The organism is Bacillus sp. BC05(2025) (genome assembly GCF_056725905.1).
Map to the genome: position 1 here is coordinate 1 of NZ_JBWYRA010000031.1, position 2,171 is coordinate 2,171.

The 2,171-nt window shown below is 30.4% G+C and carries 1 protein-coding gene; it reads right to left on the reverse strand.

Annotated elements, in window-relative coordinates; genetic code table 11:
- Positions 1 to 296: 296 nt before the first annotated feature.
- The coding region (locus ACZ76X_RS28945; RefSeq protein ID WP_479852474.1) for an ABC transporter permease at positions 297 to 2,171 on the reverse strand (1,875 nt) is incomplete at its 5' end.

Sequence of the window (2,171 nt, forward strand, 5' to 3'; positions counted from 1 at the left end):
GCCTTTGAGGAGACAAATTATTTTAGGATTTTTTGAATGCTATGTGTTGCGCCAGGCTCTACAATTTCACGTTTCTACATCGAAATCTTTCATTTGCAGGAGGAATGCAAAAAATCTCTTTAATAAAATTTTTTTCAAATACCTTACTATCTTTAGTTTAATATTTTTCATTTAATTATTAGTTTAATAAATATTAAACTTGGTGAATAAAATAGTTAAAAATAACTATTTTATTCACCATTTGAAATTTAGTAAGTTTTAGTTCCGATTTTATTGACGTAACATCAAAAAATTTATTATTTATAAACAATTCTAAAATACGAATAAACAGTTAACACATAATATCCGAAATAAATTATGCAATATACACCGCTACTAATTAAAATAGGAATTACGATATTAATAGGCAAGTCGTTTATAGGTAAGTCGTTTATTATTCGTAAAGCAAATAAGCTATGAACAAGTCCGATTATCAAGGGTAAAATAAAACTAAAGCGAACTTGTTTTGAAATTGAAGTTCTTACCTCTTTTTTCGTAACACCAATCTTACGAAGAGTCTCATAATATCTTTGATTAGCATGCGCTTCAGATAATTGTTTGTAATAGATAATAGAACCTGTTGCCAGTACAAATACGAGCCCTAAAAAACCTCCAATAAATGACGTAACCCCATAAATTTCCATAACATTTGAATTTGCTTTATAGAAAGTATTGATTGTAACATCATCATCAGGTACTATCTTTAATAAACCTTCAGTCAATTCTTTACTATCCTTTTGTTGTGTTACATCAATATTTTTTACAATATAGGTCTGATGTGTTTGCTTAACCATTTCATAGAGGTGATCAGGTACAATGACAACCAAATCTCCTAAATTTGTTAGTTTACGCATTTCGATACCCTGGATGACAGATATTTTCGGCTCAACGTCAAGGGGTAATTGAAGTCTACTTCCCTTTTCAAAATTCTTATCAGGCTGTAGATTATATATAAATATTTCTCCTGGATTTAAGTTGACTTCCTTCACTCCCATATTTTTAGCATTCTTATTCAAAATAGATTGAGACATAAGCTGAAAATCATATGATATTTTATAAGGGGGATTGGGTAGACTTGTATTTCCTTCCTCCTCAAAAGGGCCTCCCTTAACTGTTACCATTTCAACTTCAAAATCACGGATAATTGAATTTTTTTTCTTGTTCTCTTCGAAAACACCCTGTATGCGCTTTTCAATTGCATCCTCTTGTTTTTTATATGAAAAACTGTACGGTGCCTTGCTGTTCACTTCAAATTGTCCTTCAAAATAACCTGATACAACAGCCCCAATTGCTGTTAAAGATATGGCACTTAATATAGCAATTGTCGCAAGTAACTTTGCATTTCCTTTTACTCGATATATTAACTGTGAAATGTTCATTATGCTCATACCATTATAAAACATTTTTCTTTTACTTCTCATTTTCTTTAATATAACAACTGTATAAGACGAGAATAGTAAATATGTTCCAAGAACAATTGCAATTAAAATAATAATTGGGATATACATAGGTTCCGGATCCGTAGGCTGCTTCACAAATTTTACGATTTCACGAATAAAAACGGCGGACAAATAACCTAATCCAATTAAAATAATGCTTATGTATGCCATAATTCTGGATACTTTTGGCATACTTTCCCCTTGGTGATCAGCTTGAAACATCTCAATTAAAGAAAATTGATAAATTACACGTGAGTTTTTCCAAGCCGTATATAATAAAATAGCTAAAAAGACTACGGATGTATCTATTAGCGATTTTATAGAAAACTCAAAATAAACGGGTACCTTTAATTTCATTAAACCCATTAGTATTTCTAAAGCTAACTTTGAAATCCCACTGCCAATTAGTACTCCCATTACTAAAGCTACGATTCCCATTATTATGGTTTCCAAAAATAACATTGTACCAATTTGTTTTTTAGTTATACCTAGTAAAGAGTATAACCCTACTTCTTTTTTACGCTTCTTTATAAAGAAATTTGTAGAGTAAATAATAAATATGGCAATAAAAACAATGAGAATCACTTTTGCAGATTGAAGACTGCTCTTAACCACCACACTATTAGTCAACGTTACATTTATTTGAGTATTATAACGAAGTGATGCAAGCATAAAATAGATAACCATACTCGC